20 protein-coding genes are annotated in these 20550 nt (G+C 46.0%); 5 read left to right on the top strand and 15 right to left on the bottom strand.

Annotated features, from left to right (window positions below; genetic code table 11):
- Positions 1–153 precede the first annotated feature (153 nt).
- Positions 154–822, top strand: coding sequence for a VrrA/YqfQ family protein (vrrA, locus tag SIN01_RS03025; protein ID WP_010025866.1), 669 nt, complete (start codon positions 154–156; stop codon positions 820–822).
- 96 nt (positions 823–918) lie between these two features.
- Positions 919–1881, top strand: coding sequence for a 4-hydroxy-3-methylbut-2-enyl diphosphate reductase (locus tag SIN01_RS03020; protein WP_010025865.1), 963 nt, complete (start codon positions 919–921; stop codon positions 1879–1881).
- A gap of 187 nt (positions 1882–2068) precedes the next feature.
- Here the strand turns inward: SIN01_RS03020 and aroD are convergent, their stop codons facing one another.
- Complete coding sequence (gene aroD / locus SIN01_RS03015; RefSeq protein ID WP_047035216.1) at positions 2069–2857, bottom strand: type I 3-dehydroquinate dehydratase; 789 nt, start codon at positions 2855–2857, stop codon at positions 2069–2071.
- A gap of 518 nt (positions 2858–3375) precedes the next feature.
- Between aroD and tkt the strand changes: the two genes are divergently transcribed.
- From tkt to aroB, 3 genes are read left to right on the top strand one after another with little or no spacing between them, the layout of a single operon-like run.
- Positions 3376–5394, top strand: coding sequence for a transketolase (gene tkt, locus SIN01_RS03010; protein WP_010025863.1), 2019 nt, complete (start codon positions 3376–3378; stop codon positions 5392–5394).
- A gap of 55 nt (positions 5395–5449) precedes the next feature.
- Entirely contained in the window at positions 5450–6451 is a 1002-nt protein-coding gene (gene aroF, locus SIN01_RS03005) for a 3-deoxy-7-phosphoheptulonate synthase (protein WP_010025862.1), read from the top strand.
- 2 nt (positions 6452–6453) lie between these two features.
- On the top strand, positions 6454–7536 hold the full coding sequence (aroB, locus tag SIN01_RS03000; protein ID WP_029548230.1) for a 3-dehydroquinate synthase: 1083 nt from the start codon (positions 6454–6456) through the stop codon (positions 7534–7536).
- 136 nt (positions 7537–7672) lie between these two features.
- On the opposite strand, the gene SIN01_RS02995 is transcribed toward aroB, so the two are convergent.
- The 14 genes from SIN01_RS02995 to SIN01_RS02930 all read right to left on the bottom strand — a co-directional run bounded on the left by SIN01_RS02995 (position 7673) and on the right by SIN01_RS02930 (position 20432).
- Positions 7673–8797: a Nif3-like dinuclear metal center hexameric protein gene (locus tag SIN01_RS02995; protein WP_010025859.1), complete on the bottom strand. Its 1125-nt coding sequence runs from the start codon at positions 8795–8797 to the stop codon at positions 7673–7675.
- Positions 8798–8823: 26 nt separating this feature from the next.
- Positions 8824–9531 carry a tRNA (adenine(22)-N(1))-methyltransferase gene (locus tag SIN01_RS02990; RefSeq protein WP_029548229.1) on the bottom strand — a complete coding sequence of 236 codons (708 nt, stop codon included), beginning with the start codon at positions 9529–9531 and terminating at the stop codon, positions 8824–8826.
- A 286-nt stretch (positions 9532–9817) separates the two neighbouring features.
- On the bottom strand, positions 9818–10924 hold the full coding sequence (rpoD, locus tag SIN01_RS02985; RefSeq protein ID WP_141305935.1) for an RNA polymerase sigma factor RpoD: 1107 nt from the start codon (positions 10922–10924) through the stop codon (positions 9818–9820).
- 21 nt (positions 10925–10945) lie between these two features.
- Positions 10946–12769: a DNA primase gene (gene dnaG, locus SIN01_RS02980; RefSeq protein ID WP_010025856.1), complete on the bottom strand. Its 1824-nt coding sequence runs from the start codon at positions 12767–12769 to the stop codon at positions 10946–10948.
- Positions 12770–12794: 25 nt separating this feature from the next.
- A complete protein-coding gene (locus tag SIN01_RS02975; protein WP_010025855.1) occupies positions 12795–13247 on the bottom strand; it encodes a YaiI/YqxD family protein in 453 nt (150 codons plus the stop codon).
- A gap of 169 nt (positions 13248–13416) precedes the next feature.
- Entirely contained in the window at positions 13417–14055 is a 639-nt protein-coding gene (gene ccpN, locus SIN01_RS02970) for a transcriptional regulator CcpN (protein ID WP_141305937.1), read from the bottom strand.
- 33 nt (positions 14056–14088) lie between these two features.
- Positions 14089–14844: a DNA repair protein RecO gene (recO, locus tag SIN01_RS02965; protein ID WP_237760162.1), complete on the bottom strand. Its 756-nt coding sequence runs from the start codon at positions 14842–14844 to the stop codon at positions 14089–14091.
- Positions 14845–14875: 31 nt separating this feature from the next.
- A complete protein-coding gene (locus tag SIN01_RS02960; protein WP_010026198.1) occupies positions 14876–15019 on the bottom strand; it encodes a YqzL family protein in 144 nt (47 codons plus the stop codon).
- A gap of 107 nt (positions 15020–15126) precedes the next feature.
- The gene (gene era, locus SIN01_RS02955; RefSeq protein WP_010026197.1) at positions 15127–16032 is read right to left on the bottom strand and encodes a GTPase Era; all 906 of its coding nucleotides are present in this window, start codon (positions 16030–16032) and stop codon (positions 15127–15129) included.
- A complete protein-coding gene (locus tag SIN01_RS02950) occupies positions 16032–16424 on the bottom strand; it encodes a cytidine deaminase (RefSeq protein ID WP_010026196.1) in 393 nt (130 codons plus the stop codon). Before SIN01_RS02950 ends, era begins: the two co-directional genes overlap by 1 nt.
- Positions 16425–16442: 18 nt before the next feature.
- Positions 16443–16817: a diacylglycerol kinase family protein gene (locus SIN01_RS02945; RefSeq protein ID WP_010026194.1), complete on the bottom strand. Its 375-nt coding sequence runs from the start codon at positions 16815–16817 to the stop codon at positions 16443–16445.
- 3 nt (positions 16818–16820) lie between these two features.
- Complete coding sequence (gene ybeY, locus SIN01_RS02940) at positions 16821–17300, bottom strand: rRNA maturation RNase YbeY (RefSeq protein WP_010026193.1); 480 nt, start codon at positions 17298–17300, stop codon at positions 16821–16823.
- Positions 17297–19447, bottom strand: coding sequence for an HD family phosphohydrolase (locus SIN01_RS02935; RefSeq protein ID WP_010026192.1), 2151 nt, complete (start codon positions 19445–19447; stop codon positions 17297–17299). Before SIN01_RS02935 ends, ybeY begins: the two co-directional genes overlap by 4 nt.
- A gap of 85 nt (positions 19448–19532) precedes the next feature.
- Positions 19533–20432 (bottom strand): PhoH family protein, encoded by a 900-nt coding sequence (locus tag SIN01_RS02930; protein WP_047035218.1) that lies wholly within the window; start codon positions 20430–20432, stop codon positions 19533–19535.
- Positions 20433–20550 lie beyond the last annotated feature (118 nt).

Here is a 20550-nt window from a genome sequence, read left to right as displayed (position 1 = left end):
AATCTTCAGCAATTGTCACCGATATGCCGTTATGACATAAACTAACTATCAGCAAATGTCCCCGTTACCGATTGCCCCTGCCGTTATTCAAGAAGCAGGGGTAATGGTCAAAAACCTTTATTTGTCATGGGGTAAAGAAAGGAGCGAACCATTATGCCGCCGTTCGAGCGTGGTCCTCAGGATCCATTTTTCTGGACGATGCAGCCGCCCAGTGAACCCCCTGCAGAGCCTGCCCGCGGGTTTGGATTCCCACCGATCTTTCCTGTTCGTCAATCGCAAGCGCCGCAAATGCCGACGCAAACGACTCCGCCGCCACAAAGCGGAAACGGCGGGATTGGTGCGTTACTCACATCACTGCTCTCAGCAGGAGCGCCGCATACAAATGGTGGTGCGACTAGTGGCTTGAATTTAGGCGGTATTTTGGTCAACGCTCAAAAAGCAATTCAGACCGCACAAACCGTTCTGCCAATGATTCAACAATTTGGACCGTTAATTAAAAATGCTCCGGCAATTATCAGTGCGATGAAGGGCATTCAAGGGGACAGTGATAAAACCGATAAAGAGGAAAACAGCAGTGATGACACGCCCGACCACAATGAAGAGGCTGCTGGCAATCGCAAAGAGAGTGAGCGTAACTCAAGGAAAGAAACGGTTGATAAAACCGATGAAGCAGATGACGATCAAACGAACGAACAAAAGAAAAAAGGAATCGCCAAGAACAAAAAGCCCTTAAAAGCAAAACGTAAAAAGCATTATAAAGCGTCGTTACTGAATAGTGAAGTGGTACCGACCAAACCTTCTGTTCCCCGTATGTATATTTAACGCTTGCGCATCCATTGTGTTCCCAAGCCGGCTCATTTATAATAATTTAATGAATTGACTTATTTATTGCAGCTACTGCAGAACGGGGAGATTAACATGAACGTAATCAAGGTCTCACCGCGAGGCTATTGTTATGGTGTGGTTGACGCCTTGGTCATTGCCAGAAAGGCAGCTATGGATCCAAGTCTGCCAAGACCCATTTATATACTCGGCATGATCGTTCACAACCATCACGTCACCGAAGCTCTGAAGGAAGACGGCATCATCACCCTTGATGTACGGGGCAAAAAAAGAATCGAACTGCTTGACGAAGTCGATCACGGTACCGTAATCTTTACCGCACATGGCGTTTCACCGGACGTACGCAAGACGGCAGAAGCTAAGAGATTGACGGTCATTGACGCGACATGCCCTGATGTAACCAAGACACATACCCTGATCAATGAAAAGATAAAAGAGGGCTACCATGTGATCTATATTGGCAAAAAAGGGCACCCGGAGCCTGAGGGAGCCATCGGTGTCGCCCCTGATCGTGTTCATCTTGTTGAAACCGTTGCGGACATTGATCAGCTTCATTTTAATACGGACAAGATCCTGATCACCAATCAAACGACCATGAGTCAATGGGATGTCATGGATCTGATGAATGAAATCAAAGCCAAATACCCGCAAGCGGAGAATTGTAACGAAATCTGCCGAGCAACGCAGACACGTCAGGAAGCGGTGGCAACGCAGGCAAAAGATGCCGATCTGCTTATCGTCGTCGGTGACCCGCGTAGCAATAATTCCAATCGTCTTGCTCAAGTATCTAAAGAGATTGCAAAAACCCGCTCCTACCGGATTGCTGATCTGTCTGAACTGAAGCTTGAATGGCTGAACGGCGTGCAAAAGGTTGCCGTTACTGCCGGTGCCTCGACGCCCACTCAATTAACCAAGGAAGTAACGCTCTTCCTCGATCAATATGATCCGGAAAACCCGGAAACGTGGTCTACCGAAAGCCAAGCGGCAAAGAGTAAAAACATATTGCCTAAGGTTAAAGTAAAAGCAAGAAAAAGCTAACGCCATGCATCTCATTTACTCCAAAAATACGTTCATACGGGTCTTTCTTTTCATAGAAGACAATCCGTATGAACGTATTTGTTTCTCAATACGCACATCAGCGCAGTTTCACTAATTGCTACGATCGATGGATGAAAAGACGTAGTGCTTTGCTCTGTTTGAAAATAACCCGCGCGGCTCATGAGATTTAGAACTTACGTATTGATTGATCGCTATCCACTTCATTTACAGCCAATTCGTTCAGTATTTGTTTCAAAAAGTTTACTTCAATCTGACCTGGTGCAGAGGCCTGGTCAACGCTCCCGAACGTAACTGCAGACCCGGTAAGCGCACCGCTGATTCTCGACAGTTTTCCTAAACGTCCCATGGACATGGTGACAATCGGAACCGTCATTGCTTGACTCGCTTTTAACGTTGCATGCATCAGACGCAGCACATCTGCTTGGGCGTTCGGCATCACCGCAATTTTTGCAATATCCGCGTGTTCAGCTTCCATTTTCTTTAAGATCGAAATGATCTTAGATTCAGCTGGCGTGCACGAGAAGTAGTGCGCGCTAAAGACAACCATTCTCCCCAGTTCATGTAATCGTTTCACTAAACGCGTCCGCATATCGTCTGAACGGGATAATTCCAAATCAAATGCGTCCGCCAGTTTCTGCATTGCCAATGCTTCGTACAGATGGAAATAGTCCTCTTCGCTGATCGATTGTTTTCCCCCTTCATTTACGCTTCTGAACGTCGCGAGGAGCGGAGTTTGACCCAGAACGGCATTAAGCTGATCTGCAGTATCGATGATCGCCGTCCAAGAACTGCTTCTCATAGAGTCAATGCGCCACTCGATAAAATCAACCGGCCCCGCAAGGATCCGTTTTGCCGCGTTTACCGCTTGTTCTGCTGTGGTGGCGGTGATTGGAACACAGATTTTCTGTCGCCCGCAGCCAATCGTTAGATTTTTTAATCGAACAGTGTTCATCATTTTCCTTCTTTTCTGTTTATTATCGAGAGCGTAGCATGCAATCTGAACGCTGTCAATCCATGTAAAAAAATCCGTTGCAGCAACGTATGGTGATCGGACATTGGCTTAAATGATTCGTTGCTTTTTTCAAATTTGTCTTGACATTCAGATTGTAACTTGTTATTGTATTTGTCACCAACTGGTTTAGGAGTTTTTCAAATGATGATGATAAAACATAAAGGTTGTTTCCAAATCAATCGATACTATTACTTTGGCTGGTTTCATTAGTGTTTGTATCCGCGAATCTTGCAGATGCAAACACACTTCCGTTTGCATCTGTGCTGGCCAAAGTTGTTTTTCATGCATCATAAAAAACAAGCCGCATCGATGTTGTCCGATATAAGGTCAATAAACTGTGCGGCTTTTTCCTTTATCCGGTGAAATGATCCGGAGAAAAATCCCGCGGTTTACGTAACCCGCGGGATTTTTTTCAGTTATCAAAACTCAGTAAAAAAAGAACAGGAAGGAGTGAAGCAATGATGAACAATGATCCTATTGATCAATTATGTGTAAATGCGGTACGAATGCTGAGCTGCGCGTGCATTGAGCAAGCGGGTTCAGGGCACCCGGGATTGGCGCTTGGAGCTGCCCCAATGGCTTATGTTTTGTGGCGCAATCATTTGCGGTTGAACCCGGAGGACTCAAAATGGTTTGATCGCGATCGATTTGTTTTGTCGGCAGGGCACGGATCATCCCTGCTGTACAGTCTGCTTCACTTGTCAGGATTTAATCTGACGATCGATGATTTAAAACAGTTTCGTAAGTTGACCAGTAAAACGCCGGGCCATCCTGAATACGGAACAACATGCGGCGTCGAAGCAACAACCGGCCCGCTTGGGCAAGGCTTAGCAATGGCCGTCGGTATGGCAATGGCTGAAGCACACCTTTCTTCTATGTATCGTGCGAAGCAAACGGAAGTGATCAATCATCGCACCTTCGCGCTGTGTGGAGACGGCGATCTAATGGAAGGCGTCTCTCACGAAGCAGCTAGTCTTGCCGGGCACTTGAAACTGAGCAAATTGACTGTCCTGTACGATTCGAATCAGGTCTCGCTCGACGGTGAAACAAAGCGCGCTTATTCGGATGACGTTCAGAAACGCTTCAAAAGCTATGGTTGGCACTATGAACGCGTAGAGGATGGAAATGATTTAGCTGAAATTGATGCTGCAATTTGTCGGGCAAAAGAGCAGAACATGCGCCCAACCTTGATCGAGGTGCGCACCATAATCGGGTTTGGCGCGCCCGGACAAGGAACGAATCGTGTTCATGGTATGCCGCTTGGTGCCGACGGAATCGCTTCGTTGTGCAGCAGACTCAATTGGCATTCCCCGGAATTCACTATTCCCAAACAGGTCTATGAGCGATTTGCGGATTGTGTTGCGCGGCGCGGCAAGCTCGCTGAAGCCGAATGGAACCGCCGTATCGATCAATGGTCGATCGATTATCCTGAACAAGCCAAACAATTAAAACAATCGCTCAGCAACACGCCGTCCATCGCTTGGGGGACGTTTCTACCACAATATGCCGTTGGAATCGAGGCATCGGGCCGCGAAGTGAGTCAACGTATGATCCAAATGTTTGCTGCCAAAGTTCCTTATCTATGGGGCGGTTCTGCAGACTTGGCCAGTTCAAACAAAACGGATATCGAAAACAGCAATTTATTCAGTGCTGCCGATCGAAACGGTAGAAACATCGCTTTCGGTGTTCGTGAATTCGCTGAAGGAGCACTACTAAACGGCATCGTGCTTCACGGTGGCAGCAGAGTATTTGGAGGAACCTTTCTTGTCTTCTCCGACTACATGCGCCCAGCAATTCGGCTTGCTGCTTTGCAAAAGCTTCCGGTAATCTATGTCTTCACGCATGATTCCATTGCCGTTGGCGAAGACGGTCCAACCCATCAACCGGTCGAACAACTCATGAGTTTGCGAGCAATGCCGGGAATTTCACTGATTCGCCCTGCAGATGCAAACGAGACCGTTGCCGCCTGGGAAACGGCTATGGATTCGTTCCATCAACCCACAGTCTTAGTGCTGTCTCGCCAGAAATTGCCGGTTTTACAATTCTCGGCAGAATGCGCGCGTGAAGGGGTCCGCCGCGGCGGCTACGTGCTTTCGCCACAAACGGGTGCAATGCCTGAAGGGATCTTGATTGCGACCGGCTCGGAAGTCCAGCTCGCCATTGCAGCTCAGCAGCTTTTGAAGCAGTCAGGGCATGACGTTTCTGTCGTCTCCTTGCCTTGCTTTGATCGTTTCGAACAACAAAGTAAGCCTTACCGTGAATCGGTGCTCCCGTCCTGTGTCCGTCGCCGAATGTCAATCGAAATGGGAGCAACGCTCGGTTGGGAACGCTATGTAGGAACAGAGGGCATCCGGCTTGGTGTAGACACCTTTGGCGCCAGCGGTTCTGCTGCTGAACTGCTGAATCATTACGGATTTACCAAAAAAGAGATTGCCAATCACTACTTGCAGCTTATCAGTTCTCCAGCTCCATCCAACTGAAGCTGGAGCGATCAATGGAAACATCGTTAAAATCCTATGAAGTGAGGTAAATGAAATGATTATTACGTTTAAACAAACCGTGACACCGGAAATTAAGCACGCTTTTCAAACAAAATTCAACCAGTTGCACAAGCAAGTATTTATTTTCGGTTTGCGCATGGCGGTTGTCGGACTTGATCACTACCCTTTTTCGGATCAAGAAGCCGAGGCCATTGATCAAATCATTGCGGAAACGCCGTCTTATGTTCAAGCAAGCCGCCGTTTTCATCCTGAAGACAGCGTGATTAAGCTGCCGCATTCGGAAATTGGCGCCAAGACCTTTACAATCATGGCCGGCCCATGTTCCGTTGAGTCGGAAGATCATATTCGCCGTATGGCTGAGGTTGCCCACCAAGGCGGCGCATCCATTCTGCGCGGCGGCGCATTTAAACCACGAACCTCACCCTACTCCTTCCAAGGTCTTGGTGAGGAAGGCTTGCGCTACTTACGCAAAGCTGCGGATGAAAATGGAATGGATGTCATTACCGAAGTTATGGATGAATCCCATGTGCCGCTCGTCGCAGAATACACGGATGTGATGCAAATCGGTGCACGGAATATGCAAAACTTTTCTTTGCTAAAGGCCGTGGGCAAAACCCGCATTCCCGTTGCTCTGAAACGTGGGATGTCCGCTTCCATTGACGATCTGCTAAATGCATCCGAGTATATCGCCAGCGGAGGCAATACCAACATTATTTTGATTGAACGCGGCATCCGGACTTTTGATCATCAGTACACGAGAAATACGTTTGATGTAGCAGCTGTCCCAGTTTTGCAAAAGCTGACGCATTATCCGGTCATTGTTGATCCAAGTCATGCCGTTGGCGCTTGGGATTTGGTTGCGCCCGCCGCGTATGCAGGTACTGCGGCCGGCGCCAGCGGTATGATCGTTGAAATTCATGATCATCCTGAAAAGGCAATGTCCGATGGTCCGCAAGCGCTCAAGCCCGATACGTATCTGACCATGACGAAGCGCGTGGCCGCACTTCGTCAATGTATGGCAACGTGGGAGGATTGAATGTGAAACGCTTTGTTGCACTGCCGCATAAGAAGTACCCCATTTTCATTGAACGCGGAGTTCTCCAACAACTGGGGTCACTGCTCACCGGGATCTGGTCGCCGCGTAAAATAGCCGTGGTCAGTGACCACCATGTTGCGCCTCTGTATCAGGAACGCATCGTTCGGCAATTGGAGGCAGCCGGATTTCGCACCGCTACTTTTCAAGTACCTTCTGGAGAATCGTCCAAAAGTTGGGAAACCGCGGTGCAGTTATACCGATCGCTGACAAACAATCAGTTCACACGATCAGATGGTGTGCTTGCACTTGGCGGCGGCGTTGTCGGTGATCTCGCCGGATTCATCGCCTCAACCTATATGCGCGGTATTGCTTACATTCAAGTTCCTACTTCGCTGTTAGCACAAGTGGACAGCAGCGTTGGTGGAAAAACGGCGATCAACTTAGATACTGCGAAGAATATTGTTGGAACGTTTCACCAGCCGGATGCAGTTTTCATTGACCCTGATACGCTGCAAACACTACCACAGCGTTATATCTGTGAAGGTTATGCCGAGATTGTCAAAATGTCCGCATTAGAAGGTGGAGCATTTTGGCAGATGACGGGTGAGGTGCACCGTCCGGAAGACATTGTCACACAGGCGGAACCGCTCATCCATCAAAGCATTGCCTATAAAACAAAGATCGTCTGCAAGGATGAAAAAGAATCTGGACTCAGGCAGATCCTGAACTTTGGACACACCATCGGTCATGCAATTGAACTGCTTTCCGAGGGAGCGTTAGCTCATGGTGAAGCAATCAGCATTGGAATGGTTCAAATAACCCAGTGCTTCGCTAATTACGGTTTGACAAAACACGGCACTTTGGATGGCTTGGTTCAGCGGCTCCAACAAACGGGACTCCCGCTAAAATCATCGCTGATGAGCACTGCCGACGTTTACCGTCAAATCACTAATGATAAGAAAAATCATGGCGGCCGGCTTACTCTCGTCTACCTAGAAGCGCCGGGTCGACCCGCCATGCACTCAATCCCGATCAGTCAAGCTGAATTATTTCTCACGGGGAAAAAGGCGCCGAACAGTGACTGATCAGGATCGCCGCTATAGACATGTGATCATTGCATCAGCACGGCTTTGATCAAGCGAGCACCGTTCTGCAGTAAGCCCTCTCATTTCTTTATCTGAGAGGGCTTACTTATATAGCTTCTGCCATTCGCTTTCCTAATTAAACAATAAATCGAAACGGATTGGTTACCGATTCTGAAATCACTACCTCTGTGTCAAACCGCTCTTCCTCAATCACACGACTTAAATATTGCTGCACACCGATCTTCATCACACGCTCGATATAGTGACCCGCATCAATGACATGAAGTCCGCACAATAATGCATCATGAGCCGTGTGATAATAAATATCGCCGCTAATCAGCACATCTGCTCCCCTATACTTTGCATAGGGAATCAAGCTGTTTCCATCGCCTCCTGACACCGCCACAGTGCGAATCATCGCATCTGCCGCACCAACCGCGCGCAGTCCGTCAATCCCTAGTTGCTCCTTGACAAGACGGCAATAGCGTTCAAAAGGCATTGCTTCCTGAAGTTTTCCAATTCTGCCGAGGCCATAAGCTTTCCCCTCATTTTGAATCGGGATCACCTGATAGGCAGGCTCCTCATAGGGATGTGCCTTAACCATTCTGGCGACTACTTTACGCAGCAAATGTTCGGGAACAATGGCCTCAATCCGCTGTTCATCCATTTGCTCCACCTTCCCTACAGAACCGAGATATGGATGGGCACCCGAATGCGGGAGAAAAGAACCGGTTCCTGAAGAAGAGAAACTGCAATGACTGTAGTTTCCGATCGAACCCACGCCTGCATCTCCGATCACATGGCGAACGTTTTCCGCATGACTTTGCGGTACATAAACGACAAGCTGATACAACGGTTCATGGTAAGTGGGCTGCAAAATTTGCGCATGCTTCAACCCAAGTTGTGCGGCAAGCATATCATTGACACCGCCATCAGCAAGATCAAGATTTGTATGCGCAGCATAAACAGCGATGTCATTTTTAATACATTTTGTAACAATCTTCCCTTGTCCTTCATCAGAGCGCACGTTTTTAAGCGGGCGAAAGATCAATGGATGGTGAGCAATGATTAAATCAACCTGCTTATCTGCTGCTTCATCGGCAACATTTTCGAGCACATCCAAGGTAACCATCACACGTTTCACCTCTTTATGCAACGTTCCGACGAGAAGACCTATCTTATCCTTTTCATAAGCAAGCTTTTTCGGTGCCCATTCTTCAAATCGTTGAATTAAACGTTCGCCGGAAATCCAATTTACCAAACCGTTCGCTTCCTTTCTTCCTGCGCTCATTTGTTTTCGAAATAGGAGTGAATCAAGTGCAGTTCTTTTTGACTTTCTTCTATTTTTTTCAGTACCTCATCGGATTGCTTTGTATTCCGGAGTGCCTTTAGGATGCTGCTAAGTCTGCGTTCTCTATTTTTCCATTTTTTAATGAATAATCGCTCTTGTTTCGATGAGAGCACCGGACCCATCATCAGTTCCAGCTCTGATAATGATTTCGGTTTATAGCCTTGACACGCCCGAATCACTTCATAGACATGATGCCCTTCATTGACAATTGCTTCATCAGAAATAATCCAGCCATTATGATCAAGCCAACGCCTGACACGTGGTTCGCGACTATTCGGTTGCAAGATAAGTACCGTTTTCTTACCGATTTTTTTCTTGCCGCGTTCCAATATATCGGCTATCAATTCGCCGCCCATACCGGCAATGGAGATTGCGCTCGCTTCTCCTTGCTCTCGAAGCACATCAAGTCCGTCACCAAGCCTCACATCAATTCGGTCTTGAAGACCTTGTTTTGCAACATTTACTGTGGATTGATACAACGGACCTGGCCGCACCTCTCCCGCGATCGCTGAATCAACTCTGCCAATTTGTACCGCCCGGCAAGGCAGATGGGCATGATCCGAACCAATGTCCGCCAAGCATTCAACTCTAGGAACAAAATGAAGCACGCAATCCAATCGAGGAGATAAATGTATTTTTTCCATACTCACAGTCCTTAGTTCAAACTTTCGATTTGCCACTGTTATGGTATCACAAACGAATCCATATCCCAAAACAGTTAAATTTTCAAAATACCAATTGATAACGTTTACAACATCGATTAGAATAGAGAAATAAGGTATATTCTCTTCCTTTACCTTACTTTTTTGTCCATGTTTCGATTTGCATCCGGCACACAATCTAATTAAAATATACAGTAATCGAACACTAGCCGAAACGCAGAGACTTCGGCAAAAAAAAAGCTCCCCATTGGGAGCGGCCGTGAAAGGCTTAGTCGAGAAAATCCTTTAGTTGTTTGCTTCTGCTTGGATGACGAAGTTTCCGCAATGCTTTAGCTTCAATTTGGCGGATGCGTTCGCGCGTCACACCAAATACTTTGCCGACTTCTTCCAATGTCCGCGTTCTCCCGTCATCAAGACCGAAACGCAAACGCAGAACATTCTCTTCGCGATCTGTTAGTGTATCAAGAACATCTTCAAGCTGTTCCTTTAATAATTCATAGGCTGCTGCATCAGAAGGTGCTTTTGCATCCTGATCTTCAATAAAGTCACCAAGATGCGAATCATCTTCTTCACCAATTGGTGTTTCAAGAGAAACAGGCTCTTGCGCAATTTTCAAGATTTCCCGAACTTTTTCCGGTGGCAGTTCCATTTCTTTACCAATTTCTTCCGGTGTTGGTTCGCGACCAAGATCTTGAAGCTGCTGACGCTGCACACGAATCAGTTTGTTGATCGTTTCAACCATGTGAACCGGGATACGGATCGTACGTGCTTGATCGGCAATTGCTCGGGTAATTGCCTGACGAATCCACCATGTTGCATACGTACTAAACTTAAACCCTTTGGTGTAGTCAAACTTTTCAACGGTCTTCATAAGACCCATATTTCCTTCTTGTATTAAATCAAGGAACAACATGCCGCGTCCGACATAACGTTTTGCAATGCTGACGACAAGACGGAGGTTTGCTTCAGCGAGTCTCCGCTTTGCACTTTCATCGCCATCATTAATTCGTTTCGCCAGTGAGATTTCCTCGTCTGCCGACAGGAGATCTACTCGCCCGATTTCTTTTAGATACATGCGAACAGGATCATTAATTTTGACACCCGGAGGAACGCTTAAATCGTTAAGATCGAATTCCTCTTCTTTATGTTTATCATCGGAATCTGGTCTTTCGGATTCATCCGTAACGTTTACACCTTGATCGGCAAGCGTTTCGTAGAATTCATCCATCTGTTCCGTTTCCTGATCAAATGGTGCAAGCCGGTTTGAAATTTCTTGGTAGGTGAGCGAACCCCGTTTTTTCCCGAGTTCGAGCAAATGTTCTTTTTCTTGTTCTACCGTTACTTCCTGATCCGTCTTGCTGACTTTTCCAGCCATTTGACCCCCTCCTTCTAATAACTAATCATGCTCAGCCTGAACCTGACTCAGCTTTTTCTTCGCGTCGATTATCTCGGATAAAAGCCGCGCAGCCTGCTCGTAATTACCGCTTTGCTCGGATTCTTTTCGCTGGCGCTCCATTTCCGCAATTAGCGACGCTTTTGCGTGTTTGATGACTTGATTGATACAATCGCCAATTTCCTGCTCATCCACCTGGTCGCTCATCGGCATTAATGATAATTCCGTCACTTTGCGCTGCAACGCCGGGTCGTCAAGTTTCTGAAGAAAAAGTCCTTCATCTGGTGGATTTCCTTGTTCATAGTATGCATAAAGATAGGCGGCTAATGCCTGATGGATCTCACTGGTAAACGAACCACCCAATGAGTCTCTCACACGATCGGAAACCTCTCTGCTTCTCATCATTCTTGCGAGCAGTCGTCGCTCTGCCATTTCGTATGCAGGAGGAATACGATTGCTTGAGACAAGGGGTGCAACACGCATTCTCTTCTTGTCGCGTCTTTGCACCTTAACCGTCATTTGCTGCAGCTGCTTTCTCAAGGAGTCCATGGAAATTGAAAATTCCTCCGAGAGCAATCTAAGATAGTGATCCCGTTCAACTGCCCGCCTTTGGGTAGTCAGTTCTCTCAATACATCTTCAATGTAGAGGAGCCGATCTCCTTCATCACTCAGATTCCTTTTTCTGCGGAGATAATTCATCTTGAACGTCATCAGTGTTTGACTAGCCCCTATTACATCACTCTTAAATCGATCACCGCCAAACTTGCGAATGTAGTCATCGGGGTCGAGTCCTTCCGGCATTTTTGCAATCTTGATGACCTTACCGTCACCTTGAAGCATTTCAGCCGCCCTGAAACTCGCTTCAATTCCAGCCGTATCTGAGTCATAACAAATAATAATTGTATCGGCGATCCGCTTTAATGCGGCCGCTTGCGCCTCCGTCAGTGAGGTCCCCATTGAAGCAACGCTGCAGGTTACTCCAGCTTGATGCGCACGCACCACATCAACATAACCTTCAAGCAGCACCGCTTGGCTCCTTTTGCGAATTTCTGGACGTGCCAAGTGAAACCCATAGAGAATGTTGCCTTTATGAAAAACATCCGACTCCGGCGAATTCAGATACTTCGGCTTGGCATCGCCTAACGTTCGCCCACCAAAGGCAACCGGTTGACCGCGCATATTAAAAATAGGAAAAATGATTCGGTTTCTAAACCGATCAAAATACTTATTGTCAAAACCGCGTTGTGCAATGATCCCTGCGTCTGACATATACTGCAGATTCATGTTTCGTTTTTGCAGCAAATGTGTGACCGCATCCCAACGGTCAACAGCGTATCCGATTCGAAAGCGTTCAATCATTTCTTGATTAAATTCACGTTCTTCAAGATAGCGCATGCCGGGGGAACCATACTTTGCAGTTGTCAGCAAATAATGATAAAATTTTGTTAATAATTCCAATCCCTCAATGGTTTGTTTTTTCTTCTGATCGTTGGGATTGCGGAACGCATTCTTTTTAGAAACAGAAGGCCCTAAATCAATATGGGCACGGTCTGCCAGAGATTGGGCGGCTTCCGAGAAAGTCATTCCTTCGATCTCCATCATAAAAGTAAATAAATTGCCGCCCGCGCCGCAGCCAAAACAGTGATACAACTGCTTATCCGGGGATACTGAAAAAGACGGCGTACGTTCTGAGTGAAACGGACACAAACCAATATAATTTTTGCCCTGCTTTTTTAATTGCACATAGTTGCCGATTACATCAACAATATCTAGGGACTTCCTTATTTCTTCAATAACTTGATCCTGAAGTTGCAAATAGCCATGCACCACCAGTATTCTTCTTATTTATATCCTAATGATCGAACTGGCATAACAAATTTATCAAAGCATCAGAAAAGTTTTTCCGATCCTGACGGGTAAACGGCTTTGGGCCTTTGATGCGTTCGCCGGCATTTAAGGCACGATAGGTCTGATAACGACGACTAAGCAACACGTCGACATTCTGTTCACTGACAATCTGACCGCGAATCGTCAAGACGTAAACGTGACGATTTGTGAGTAGCCCTGCTAGTCCAATATCTTGAGTGACGACAATGTCGCAGGGATGCGTGTGATTCACAATGTACAGATCTGCCGCTTCTTTTTGCTGGTCGACAAAAACCCATTTTCCTTCACGATCCGCTGAATAGCTGGCATAGGAGGCGACGAAAACCGGTTCAAAATCATAAGAGCGCGCAATAACCAGGGTCTCCTCTTTCACAGGGCAAGCATCTGCATCGACAAATAAGGTATTTTTTCTCTTCATAGTTAAGGGTTCTCTACTCCCCATAAAAAATCCTGCATGTAAGTTTATGTTTTTATTTTTTTAATATTGTCATTTTTTGTCGAATGATGCAGTGAACACAAATATTTATTATAAACTAATTTTGCAAATTAAGACAGTATTAATGATTTTGTTTGCCCATAATGGTTGATTATTTTCGTTTGCCGAGGGAAACGAATGCTTTCGTTATGTTTGTCTTCGTCATTCGCCCAACGACTTCAAAACCATTCCCTTTTGTATGAACGACCGGAACCGAATCGACTTCCTTAGTGATCAACAAATCTGCAACATCAACAACGGTATCATTTTGTCTGCAATAAGCGATATTAGGCATGCGCGACATAATTACACTGACCGGTACCTGATTCATATCCTGTGATCCGATTGCAGTACGTAACAGATCTTTACGCGATAAAACCCCGGTAAGCAACCCCTCTTCATCAATAACAAATAATGAGCCGACATCTTCAACAAACATTTCGCAGACCGCTTGATAAGCGGAAGCTGCCTCTGAGATCACAATAGGCAATGATTGAAAGTCGCCCACGGTCAATTTTCTGATTTCTTCATACAGAAGCGTTTCCGAGGTTTGTCCTGTGTAGAAGTAACCCACTCTTGGACGTGCTTCCAGAAAACCGGACATGGTCAAAATGGATAGATCCGGCCGCAGTGTCGCACGGGTTACATTTAAGTGCTCAGCGATTTGTTCTCCGGTAATTGGCGCTTGTTCTCTAACGATTTCAATAATTTTATGCTGGCGATCATTCAGCTCCAAATCGGTTCCCCCCATTAAAACTCTTCGAACCATTGTCCGAATTACGACTCACGGATCGCGTGTTCGGAATTTGGACAATTGCTCGATAAATTTTCTTGAACGCAGTTTGATGCCCGCATTCTGCTCATAATAAGCATATATTATTGTTTCAATCATTCCAATAGTTTTTGCTTTTAAAGATACTTTTCCCAGCCGCTCGAGCGGAACAAGCCGCATAATGGGCAACAGCTTCTGCACCGCGCCGCTCATTTCAATCGCATATCGATCAGTCGGCGCGCATTCGTCGCACAAATAACCGCCTTCGACAATCGAAAAGCGGTAACGGCCTTTCTGTTTGCCGCAACGAACACAATGTGTTAATTCTGGATCGATACCTGCTTGTGGCAGCATTTTCATTGCAAAAATAGCTGACATTACCGCAGGATCCTTTCCCTTTTCCATGAGCAGCAGTGTATCTTTAAGCAAATGGTAAATCGCCTGAGACGGAAGACCGTCTTCCGTCAATCGATCGGTAAGTTCAACAATTAAAGCAGCGTATCCAGTAATTTCAATGTTTTCAAGGATACTTCGGAACGGATTCAAGCTTTCGGCCTGGTACAACACACCAAGGCCTCTGCCTTTACGAAACAGACAGAGGCCGTAAAACAATACATGGCTGATCGCGGATAGTTCGCTTTTTGGTTTTTTGGCTCCTCTCGCCATTAGCCCGATTTTGCCAAATTCTTTAGTATACAAAGTCACGATTTTATTTGTTTCTCCATAGTCGGTTGTCCGAATGATAATGCCTTCTGCTTTCACCATCATCACGATCACCCGCCTTTCGAATCACTGCCGATTACGCACCGGTGTGTTCTTTTAGTTCAATCATCTCGCTGTTCTGCTGAATTTGTTCCTCTTCTTTTTCTTCAATTTCTTTCAGCAAAAGGTAGGGGCCAATTTTGCCCGTTAACATAAAGAGCTTCCAAGTGAGATCCAACATATTTTTTCATCCTTCCCATTCATTCTCCTCGTCTATAGAGTCTGCGAAAAATGAAGAAACATGTGAAGAAATGATTGTCAATTTGTTCTCTCAGGTAGGCATAAGATTTAATCGTCCTGAATGGTATAACCAAAATTCTTTAGTTCTTCTTCTTTATCGCGCCAGTTCTTGTCGACCTTAACCCAAAGTTCAAGAAACACGCGCGAGCCAATCAAGGCCTCAATTTCCTTTCGGGCAAGTGTTCCGATTTTCTTCAGCATGCTTCCTGATCTACCGATAATAATGCCCTTTTGTGAGCTGCGTTCAACCATAATGGTTGCTTGAATTTCGGTCAACTGCCGCTCATCATCTTCTTTCATTTTGTCAATTATTACAGCAATCGCATGAGGAACTTCATCACGAGTCAGATGCAATATTTTCTCTCGGATGAGTTCCGCCACAACAAAGCGTTCCGGATGATCGGTAATTTGGTCTTCCGGATAATATTTCGGTCCTTCAGGAAGTACCTGGCCAATCTGGTCCATGAGTGTCGTTACATTCTGTCCTTGGAGCGCTGAAATCGGAATGATCTCTTTAAAGGAATAGAGACTGCGATAACGGTCAATCAACGGCAGCAAAGCATCAGGATGAACTTTATCGATCTTATTCACGATTAGAAAAACAGGTACGGTCGTCTTTTTCAAAAAGTCGATGATAAATTGATCGCCGCGTCCGTAGCCTTGCTCGGCATCAATCAGAAAAAGAACAAGATCAACTTCGTTGAGTGTCGCTAAGGCGAGCGAAGTCATCACTTGACCCAGCTTATGCTTCGGCTTATGTATCCCCGGTGTATCGATAAAAACCACTTGTTCTGAATCAGTGGTATAAATTCCATGGATTTTATTGCGTGTCGTCTGTGCCTTGTCGCTCATGATGGCAATTTTTTGACCGAGTACTCGGTTAAGCAACGTTGATTTTCCCACATTTGGTCGGCCAACAATAGCAGCAAAGCCCGATTTAAATGATTTTGTCATTACATATCCTCCGATTCAAACGCCCCAGGCAGCAGTTTTGCAACCGTGGTCACTTCAGTAATTCCCTTCGTATTTGCAAGAATAACACGCATATCGCTTGGACAGAGCTCGCTCAGAACCTGTCTGCATGCACCGCAAGGAGGTACAGGACGTCTGCTGTCCGCAATAACCGCTAACGCTTCATAATCATGCTCCCCTTCGGAGAAAGCCTTAAATAGTGCCGTCCGTTCGGCACAATTGCAAACCGAATAGGCCGCATTTTCTATGTTGCAGCCTGTAAAAACCTTTCCCGATTTCGTTAGCAGGGCGGCACCTACTTGAAAATGTGAATAAGGTACATAGGCCATCTTCATCGCCTGCCGCGCGCATTCAATCAATTTTTGATCATTCATCGGATCAGTCCCTCCCTTTCAATGAAACAGTGTTGCAAATACAATGACAATAAAAATAACGGCAGCCATTACCGAGAACCACCAAACGGCAGCCGCTGCAGTATCTTTTGCTGCTTTAGCCATCGGATGGTTTTCTTTGGTTACTAAGTCGACCAGCCGTTCAATGGCTGTATTGATTAACTCAAGACTAATCACGCCGCCAATTAACACGAAAATAACAACAAGATAGGTGAGCGAAACGTGAATAGACCATGAAAAACAGAGGACGAGTACTGCTGCACTCAGTTGAAGTTTAATGTTCCGCTCCTGCGCCAGTGCAAGCAGAAGACCGCTGTTTGCATCCTTGAAACTTTGAACAAGACGCTTATGTACCCTTAAATGACGGCCATTCATCGCTTAATCCCTGCTAAGCCCGAACGAGGAAAGAATCTTTTCCTGAAGACCGAACATTTCTTGCTCTTGTTCCTTAGTCTGGTGATCATAGCCAAGCAGATGCAGCAAACCATGAATCACCAAAAAGCCGAGCTCACGTTCAAATGAGTGGTTGTATTCGGCAGCCTGCTCATGCGTACGTTCAACAGAGATAATAATATCTCCAAGCACGCGCGGTTCCCCTGCTTCAGGAAGAATTGGTACTTCGCCTTCCTCCATTTCTTCAAGCGCAAAGGAGATGACGTCGGTTGGTCGATCAATTCCGCGGTAGTCACGGTTAATCACTTGAATCCGCTCATTATCCACAAAAGTGATGGAACATTCAATTTCTCCTTCCAGATGCAACGATTGATCTGCTGCAAAGTCAACCAATTTGATGACGCTTTTCTGAATCGACTCGTTAATCTCGCCAGTTTCGTCATGCATATCAATTGTCATTGTCATTTAGGATTCACCTTTTTCATTTTGAGGTCTTTTGGATATTCAATACGTGAATGATAAACGCCGCGAAGCGTTTCATCAATCGATTTCTCCACACTTTTTAATTCTTTCAGTGTGATCGAGCATTCATCAAACTGACCATCGCTCAAGCGCGCGTTAAAAATACTCTTGACGAGGTTATTCACTTTCACAGGATTCGGTTTTTTCATGGCGCGAACCGCAGCTTCGATACTGTCAGCCAGTTCCACAACCGCCGCTTCTTTGGTTTGTACTTTGGGTCCCGGATAACGGAATTCACTTTCGTCAATCGGCGTTTCGCTAAGCTCCTGAGCTTTCACGTAAAAATATTTAAGCAGCGTGGTTCCATGATGCTGCTCTGCAATATCAATAATTTCTTTCGGCATCCGATAGTGGCGAAGAATGTCGGCTCCGTCATACGGGTGTGAGACAATAATCGTTCGGCTTAGCTGGGGGGAGATTTTATCATGAGGGTTTACACCGTTCAATTGATTCTCTACAAAAAACTTCGGACGCTTCGTCTTCCCCACATCATGATAGTAAGCAGCCACTCGAGCAAGCAATCCGTTTGCACCGATGACCTCACAGGCGCGTTCCGCAAGATTAGCCACCATGACACTATGGTGGTAGGTTCCTGGAGCTTCAATCAGAATTTTCCGTAACAGCGGATGATTCGGATTCGATAGTTCAATCAGCCTGATTGGTGATAAAATGGCGAAACCTGTTTCAAACAGTGGCATCAGGCCATTGGTTAATATAACGGAAAGAAACCCCGACAATGCGGCGAAACCGAGACTGAGTCCGGTACCGACCGGAGTAAACGGTGTATTTTGAAACATCAGCAGCGCCAAGACAACGAGCACGTTTACTAGGGCAATCAGCCCACCGTTTCGAATCATTTTCGGACGTGCCTGTCGTTTTTTGAGTACTAAAGCCCCGGTAAGCGAAGAGAAAAACAAATAGATCCCCATTGGCGCATCAAAAATAGCTGCTTTTGTACTGATCCCGAAAATGACGCTGCCAACAATAGCGAGCAGGATACCGGATACAATCGCGATCCTTTCGCTAAGCAAAATGCGAATGATCAGTGAGGCCATCGCCAGTGGAATCAGAAAACCAATGCCTGAAAGCTCAGTCAATCGAAGATAGCTGCATAACTTCAAAATAGCTGCCGCGCCTGCGAAAATTATGGCATAAATATAAATGAACTTAATGGAATAAGTCGGATGTTTCTCTTTAAAACGCTTGTATTCAAACCAAAACGCAAACGTAATGAATCCGGTAAACAAAAGCAGACCGACAAAAGGAATAATATTAAAGTGGTCGTCAATTAATCCGACTAATTTTAACTGTCGAATCATATCATTGGTGACCAGTTCCCCTTTTTTTACAAGAACTTCTCCTTGATGAATCACAACATTATCGACATTGCGTGCTGCTTCTTGTTTATTTTGCTTGGTTGCATTCGCGTCAAACGAATAATTAGCCGTAATATAAGCATCCAAAATTTCATTTAGCGCACGTCTGGTCTCATCATTAAGCACAGAAGATGGAAGCGAGGCAGCCGCTTTATTCTGGACACGCTCCAAATCATTCCAGCCGACTTTGTCATTCATCGCCTCATAGATGCTTGTGCTTGCAATATCCTCAGCTATTTGCAAATCATTACCGGAAGCGGTGATCAATGAAATAAGCGTTGTATTGGAAAGATGCGCGTCGGAAGAGTCCGCCAAGCGGCTCTTGACACTTGCAATGGCTGCATCTATATCCTGCTGCGCAGAATCGGAACTAATCTTATTTTCTTTTTTCACAGCGGATATGGTATCAAAGAGATCGCCGACCTTTTCAACCTGAATCATGCCAAGATTCTTATTATAAGCGTAGGCAGAAGGCGTTGAGCCGATTGCTTCCTGCTTCTTGGCCGAAGTCGCTTCGGTATCGACTGTGTCAATCGGCGATTGTAAATCAACCGTAGCGATTTCATGAAGCTTCACATTTGTATTTTTGGGCAGAACACTGCCAATCATCAGTCCGTACAAAATAAGACCGACAATCAGGACAATGCCCCAGTCCGTTAAATAGGTCAATGCGAATTTCTTTATCTTTTGTTTAAGTGGAATGGATAGTGTCATGAATATGCCCCCGCAGCTTGTCTCCATTTCGGGTTTGTTCCTAACCGAAAAGCCTAGCTGATCTCTCTAAAAAGAGTAAAACTGATCAGTCCCCATAGGCTTCGATAATCTTTTGAACAAGCGGGTGACGCACGACATCGGTTCGATCCAAATGAACAAAGGAAATACCGGCCACATGTTCCAGAAGTTCCTTTGCTGTTTTAAGTCCGGACTTTTTGCCCTTCGGAAGATCGACCTGCGTGACATCACCGGTAATAATCATTTTTGAACCAAAACCCAAACGAGTTAAGAACATTTTCATTTGTTCCTGCGTTGTATTCTGCGCTTCGTCTAAGATCACGTAGGCATCCTCCAAGGTCCGCCCCCGCATATAAGCAAGAGGAGCAATTTCAATCGTTCCCCGCTCGATGAGACGAAGCGTATGTTCCGCGCCAAGCACGTCGTTCAAAGCATCATAAAGCGGACGCAAATAGGGGTCGACTTTTTCCTTTAAATCGCCCGGTAGAAAGCCAAGACTTTCGCCCGCTTCGACTGCTGGACGCGTTAAGATCAACCGCTTAATCTGACCTGCCTTCATCGCTGTAACGGCCATAACGACAGCGAGATAGGTTTTGCCGGTCCCAGCAGGACCAATGGCAAACACCATATCATGTTTGCGAATTGCTTGAACGTAACGTTTCTGGCCCAAAGTCTTGACACGGATGGGCCTGCCTTTGCTGTTTGTCGCGATTTCATCGCCGTAGAGGTTGCTGAAGGCATCAAGCTGACCATTGTCCGCCATCTTCAAGGCATATACAGCATCCCGTTCGGAAATAGAGATACCCTTTCTTATTAAACGAAGGAGTGCATTAAGGACCTGCTCGACTTTTCGCGCATCCTCCTCGTTTTCTGTTGAGACGCTAACGGAGCCGCCCCGGGTAACAATGGACAAACCTAGCGACTGCTCAATGATCTTCAGATGCGCATCACCTGGTCCGAAAAGCATCAGCGCTTCGTTTCCATTTTCAAATTCTAATGTAATTTTATATAAATGGCGTTCTGGCAAGCTCTATATGTCCTCCTTGAAAATCGGTTGCGTTTCCATTATTCTACCATATGTTGTT

The organism is Sporolactobacillus inulinus (genome assembly GCF_006539285.1).
Lineage (GTDB): Bacteria > Bacillota > Bacilli > Bacillales > Sporolactobacillaceae > Sporolactobacillus > Sporolactobacillus inulinus.
Note: the sequence above shows the minus strand (reverse complement) of the source record. Positions and strands in the feature narration are given on the sequence as shown.

Bases quoted from the DNA above. Each gene is read 5' to 3' on its own strand.
- vrrA (WP_010025866.1), top strand. From the start codon at position 154: ATGCCGCCGTTCGAGCGTGGTCCTCAGGATCCATTTTTCTGGACGATG.
- SIN01_RS03020 (WP_010025865.1), top strand. From the start codon at position 919: ATGAACGTAATCAAGGTCTCACCGCGAGGCTATTGTTATGGTGTGGTT.
- aroD (WP_047035216.1), bottom strand. From the start codon at position 2,857: ATGATGAACACTGTTCGATTAAAAAATCTAACGATTGGCTGCGGGCGA.
- tkt (WP_010025863.1), top strand. From the start codon at position 3,376: ATGAACAATGATCCTATTGATCAATTATGTGTAAATGCGGTACGAATG.
- aroF (WP_010025862.1), top strand. From the start codon at position 5,450: ATGATTATTACGTTTAAACAAACCGTGACACCGGAAATTAAGCACGCT.
- SIN01_RS02990 (WP_029548229.1), bottom strand. From the start codon at position 9,531: ATGGAAAAAATACATTTATCTCCTCGATTGGATTGCGTGCTTCATTTT.
- rpoD (WP_141305935.1), bottom strand. From the start codon at position 10,924: ATGGCTGGAAAAGTCAGCAAGACGGATCAGGAAGTAACGGTAGAACAA.
- SIN01_RS02975 (WP_010025855.1), bottom strand. From the start codon at position 13,247: ATGAAGAGAAAAAATACCTTATTTGTCGATGCAGATGCTTGCCCTGTG.
- ccpN (WP_141305937.1), bottom strand. From the start codon at position 14,055: ATGGGGGGAACCGATTTGGAGCTGAATGATCGCCAGCATAAAATTATT.
- recO (WP_237760162.1), bottom strand. From the start codon at position 14,844: ATGATGGTGAAAGCAGAAGGCATTATCATTCGGACAACCGACTATGGA.
- SIN01_RS02960 (WP_010026198.1), bottom strand. From the start codon at position 15,019: ATGTTGGATCTCACTTGGAAGCTCTTTATGTTAACGGGCAAAATTGGC.
- era (WP_010026197.1), bottom strand. From the start codon at position 16,032: ATGACAAAATCATTTAAATCGGGCTTTGCTGCTATTGTTGGCCGACCA.
- SIN01_RS02950 (WP_010026196.1), bottom strand. From the start codon at position 16,424: ATGAATGATCAAAAATTGATTGAATGCGCGCGGCAGGCGATGAAGATG.
- SIN01_RS02945 (WP_010026194.1), bottom strand. From the start codon at position 16,817: ATGAATGGCCGTCATTTAAGGGTACATAAGCGTCTTGTTCAAAGTTTC.
- ybeY (WP_010026193.1), bottom strand. From the start codon at position 17,300: ATGACAATGACAATTGATATGCATGACGAAACTGGCGAGATTAACGAG.
- SIN01_RS02935 (WP_010026192.1), bottom strand. From the start codon at position 19,447: ATGACACTATCCATTCCACTTAAACAAAAGATAAAGAAATTCGCATTG.
- SIN01_RS02930 (WP_047035218.1), bottom strand. From the start codon at position 20,432: ATGCTTTTCGGACCAGGTGATGCGCATCTGAAGATCATTGAGCAGTCG.